Consider the following 4,577-nt stretch of genomic DNA (forward strand, 5'->3'; position numbering starts at 1 on the left):
GTCGCGCGGACAACTCACGCTGCTGCTCGGCCGCAACGGTGCGGGCAAGACCACCTCGCTGCGGATCCTGGCCGGTGAGACCGAGCCTTACGCCGGCACCATCGTACGTAGCGGTGAGGTCGGCTACCTCCCGCAGGATCCGAAGGAGGGCGACCTTTCCGTCCTCGCGAAGGACCGTGTCCTCTCGGCGCGCGGCCTCGATGCCTTGGTGCGCGACATGGAGAAGCAGCAGCTCCTCATGGCCGAACTCGTCGACGATGGCGCCCGGGATAAGGCCGTGCGCGCCTACGGCCGCCTCGAGGAGCGCTTCGCCGCCCTCGGCGGCTACGTCGCCGAGTCCGATGCGGCCCGTATCTGCCACAACCTGGGCCTACCCGACCGGGTGTTGGGCCAGCAGCTCTCGACACTGTCCGGCGGTCAGCGTCGGCGCGTCGAGTTGGCACGGATCCTCTTCGCCGCGTCCGACGAAGGCGGCAAGTCTACGACGACGCTGCTCCTCGACGAGCCGACCAACCACCTCGACGCCGACTCCATCACCTGGCTGCGGTCATTCCTGCAGAACCACGACGGCGGCCTGATCGTGATCAGCCACGACGTCGACCTGCTCGCCGACGTCGTCAACAAAGTGTGGTTCCTCGATGCCGTGCGCGGCGAGGCCGACGTTTACAACATGGGCTGGCAGAAGTACCTCGACGCCCGCGCGACTGATGAGGCTCGTCGTCGTCGGGAGCGCGCCAACGCCGAGAAGAAGGCCGCCGCCCTGCGCACACAGGCGGCCAAGCTGGGTGCCAAGGCGACCAAGGCGACGGCGGCGCAGAACATGCTCAAACGCGCCGAGCGCATGATCAACGAGCTCGACGCGGAGCGGGTGGCCGATCGCACCGCCAAGATCCGGTTCCCGGAGCCGGCCTCGTGTGGGAAGACACCGCTGATGGCGTCGGGCCTGACCAAGACCTACGGGTCGCTGGAGATCTTCACCGGCGTCGACCTGGCCATCGACAAGGGCAGTCGGGTCGTCGTGCTCGGCCTCAACGGTGCGGGCAAGACGACATTGCTGCGCCTGCTGGCCGGGGTGGAGAAGCCCGATGCCGGGAGCCTTGAGCCGGGGTACGGCTTAAAGATCGGCTATTTCGCGCAGGAGCACGACACCCTCGACGACGATGCGACGGTCTGGGAGAACATCCGCCACGCAGCGCCCGACGCCGGGGAGCAGGACCTGCGGGGCCTACTCGGTGCGTTCATGTTCAGCGGCGCGCAGCTCGAGCAGCCGGCCGGCACGCTGTCGGGCGGCGAGAAGACGCGGTTGAGCCTGGCCGGGCTGGTGTCGTCGGCGGCGAACGTCCTGTTGCTCGACGAGCCGACCAACAACCTCGACCCGGTGTCGCGCGAACAGGTGCTCGACGCGCTGCGCAGTTACACCGGTGCGGTGGTCCTAGTGACCCACGATCCGGGAGCCGCGGCCGCACTCGACCCGCAACGGGTGATCCTGTTGCCCGATGGCACCGAGGACCACTGGTCGCAGGACTACCAGGAGCTCATCGAGCTCGCTTAGCGGCGAGGCCGGACCGGTGCATTTCCAACATCGTCTCCTGCGACGGCCACGGCGGTTGCCGCAGGACGGCCAATGTGGCGATCGTGCCGGTGACCAGGCCGGTGAGAAGGCCGATCTTGGCGATCCGGTCGTAGTCGACGGCCGCGACCCACTTCGACTCTCCGCCCGGATCGATGACGACCGCACCGACCGCCTTCGAGGTGAAGCGACCCTCCCTGGTCACGGGGATGACGGTCGTGCCGTTGCGCTCCACGGGCTCACCGAATACGACGTGGGGGATGAGGCTCTTGTCCGAACTCATGGGCTTCTCCTTATCCATACCTCTTACGCAGTTCGCCCTTGACCATCTTGCCGGTGGGTGTGCGCGGCAGTTCGTCGAGGAAGTCCACGGTCCTCGGGGTCTTGAACGCCGCCAGCGACTCCCTGGTGTACGCGATCAGTTCCGCGGCCAACTCGTCGGAGGGTTCGTAGCCTTCGGCGAGTTGGACGCACGCCTTGACCTGCTCGCCCAACTCTTCGTCGGGCACACCGAGCACCGCGACGTCATAGACCGCCGGGTGGTTGATCAGGATGTTCTCCGACTCCTGCGGGTATACGTTCACCCCACCGACGATGATCGTGAAAGCGGTGCGGTCGGTGAGGTAGAGGAAGCCGTCCTCGTCGACATAACCGAGATCACCCGTCGTCGCCCATGTCTCGTGTAGGGGGTGCTGGCTCTTGCGGGTCTTCTCCGGGTCGTTGTGGTAGACGAAGGGCACCGCGTCGCGCTCGAAGTAGATGGTCCCCACTCCACCGACCGGCACCTCATCCCCGTTCTCGTCGCAGATGTGGACGATGCCGAGGGCCGCCTTGCCGACTGAACCGGGCCGCGTCAGAGCATCCTCGGAGCCGATGAGGCATACCCCGGCTGCTTCGGTCGCCGCGTAGTACTCGTTGACGACCGGGCCCCACCAGTCGATCATCGCCCGCTTCACCTCTGTCGGGCACGGTGCGGCGGCATGGATGGCCGCCTGCATACTCGACACGTCGTAGCGCTCGCGCACCTCGGGGGGCAGCTTGAGCATGCGCACGAACATCGTCGGCACCCACTGGCTGTGCGTGACGCCGTACTCCTGAATGAGGCGCAGTGCCGGTTCCGGATCGAAGCGGTCCATGAGGATCGTCGTGCCGCCGAGCGCGTTGACCATCGCGCAATAGCGCAGCGGCGCGGCGTGGTAGACGGGCGCGGGGGAAAGGTAGACGGTGTCGGGGCCGAAGCCGTACACCGGACCGAACACCGCGGAGACGAGGTCGGGCACCTCGTCGACCTGCCCTTGCGGCAACGGTGGCTTGATGCCCTTGGGTCGACCGGTGGTGCCGGAGGAGTACAGCATGTCGGTGCCGCGCGGCTGATCGGCGAGCGGTTCGTCCGATGCGGCGGCGAGCACTTCGTCATAGTCGGCGAACCCGGGTATCGAGCCGCCCCAGGCGACCCGGCGGTTAGGTCCACCGTCGGTGGCGAGCCCGTCGATGGAGTCTGATTCGGCGACGGCGGCCGCGACGTTCGCAGAGGCGAACAAGGCCTTCGCGCCACAGTCGTCGAGGATGAAGTTCGTCTCCGGCGCGGTCAGGTGGTGGTTGATGGCCGTGACGTACATGCCGCTGCGCAGTGCCGCCCAGTACACGTCGAACGCCCGTAAGTCGTTATCGGTGACCATGGCGATGACCTCACCGGCTACCAGTCCCAGGGTGTCGCGCAGGAAGTGCGCAATGCGCGTCGAGTTCTCGTCGAGCTGCCGATAGGTGACCGTTTCACCGGTGGCAGGGGCGATGATCGCGGGTTTGTCGGGGGTGCGTGCGGCGTGGACTCCGGGGAACATGGGCGAAGCGTATCGCCACGCGACGGAGTCTGGTCGCCTTTGCCGTGTCCGGTTTGCTCAGACGGGTGAACCGGTGCGCACCGACGCCTCGACGAGGTCGAGGACCGCTTCCAGGTTCGCGGTCGACTCGCCGATGGCGAGACGATTGATCAAGCCGTCCATGATCAAGTCGAGGTAGGTGACGAGGACTTCGGCCGGCAGATCGTCGCGGAGCTTGCCAGCGGTGCGCTGACGTTGTAGGCGAGACAGGGTCGCCGAGTCGAGCTCGGCCGAGCGGGCCAACCATTCGTCGCGGAAGGCCGCGTCGGTGCGGATCTTGCGCGCGATCTCCATGCGTGTGCCCAACCAGTCGAAGTCCTGGGGACGTGCGAGCATGTCGCGCATCACCTGGACCAGACCCTGCTCGGCCGCCACGTCGGCCATTCGGTGGGCATCCTCCTCGGCGAGGGCAAGGAAGAGTGCCTCCTTGTCGCGGAAATGGTGGAAGATCGCCCCCCGGGACAGCCCGGTGGCCTCTTCGAGGCGCTTGACCGTCGCCCCGTCGTAGCCGTACTCCGCGAAGCACCGCCGCGCACCGTCGAGAATTTCTCGTCGGCGCGCGGCGAGGCGATCGTCGGAGACCTTAGGCATCAGCCTTCAGCATGTTGCGCAGCACGTACTGCAAGATGCCGCCGTTGCGGTAGTAGTCGGCCTCACCGGGCGTATCGATGCGGACGACAGCGTCGAACTCGATCTTGTCGCCGTCCTCCTTGGTGGCCGTGACGTGCACGGTCCGCGGGGTGACGCCTTCGTTGAGCTTCTCGATGCCCTCGATGTCGAACACCTCGGTGCCCGTCAGACCCAACGACTTGGCGGATTCGCCGGCCGGGAACTGCAGCGGGACGACGCCCATGCCGATGAGGTTGGAGCGGTGGATGCGCTCGAACGACTCGGTGATGACCGCCTTGACGCCCAGCAGCACCGTGCCCTTGGCCGCCCAGTCGCGCGAACTGCCCGAGCCGTACTCCTTGCCGCCGAGGACGACGAGCGGGATACCCGCCTTCTGGTAGTTCTGCGACGCGTCGTAGATGAACGCCTGCGGGCCACCGTCCTGCGTGAAGTCGCGGGTGTACCCGCCCGACACGCCGTCGAGCAGCTGGTTCTGCAGACGGATGTTGGCGAAGGTG

At 66.8% G+C, this 4,577-nt stretch carries 4 protein-coding genes and 1 pseudogene; 1 reads left to right on the forward strand and 4 read right to left on the reverse strand.

Annotated elements, in window-relative coordinates; all coding sequences use genetic code 11:
• Positions 1–1,552, forward strand: a 1,552-nt coding sequence (locus B4L26_RS09380; protein ID WP_290718299.1) for an ABC-F family ATP-binding cassette domain-containing protein, incomplete at its 5' end; no start/stop codon positions are given.
• Here B4L26_RS09380 and B4L26_RS09385 read toward each other — a convergent pair.
• From B4L26_RS09385 to acnA, 4 genes and pseudogenes are all read right to left on the reverse strand, one after another.
• Positions 1,536–1,853 carry a hypothetical protein gene (locus B4L26_RS09385; RefSeq protein WP_290718301.1) on the reverse strand — a complete coding sequence of 106 codons (318 nt, stop codon included), beginning with the start codon at positions 1,851–1,853 and terminating at the stop codon, positions 1,536–1,538. The genes B4L26_RS09380 and B4L26_RS09385 overlap by 17 nt on opposite strands.
• Positions 1,854–1,863: 10 nt before the next feature.
• Positions 1,864–3,411, reverse strand: coding sequence for an acyl-CoA synthetase (locus tag B4L26_RS09390; RefSeq protein WP_290718303.1), 1,548 nt, complete (start codon positions 3,409–3,411; stop codon positions 1,864–1,866).
• A 57-nt stretch (positions 3,412–3,468) separates the two neighbouring features.
• Positions 3,469–4,041 (reverse strand): TetR/AcrR family transcriptional regulator, encoded by a 573-nt coding sequence (locus tag B4L26_RS09395; protein ID WP_290718305.1) that lies wholly within the window; start codon positions 4,039–4,041, stop codon positions 3,469–3,471.
• Positions 4,034–4,577: pseudogene (gene acnA / locus B4L26_RS09400) on the reverse strand (aconitate hydratase); the annotation flags it as partial. The gene B4L26_RS09395 and the pseudogene acnA, both read right to left, overlap by 8 nt.

Origin of the sequence: Gordonia sp. UBA7599 (assembly GCA_002477755.1) — a bacterium.
Lineage (GTDB): Bacteria > Actinomycetota > Actinomycetes > Mycobacteriales > Mycobacteriaceae > Gordonia.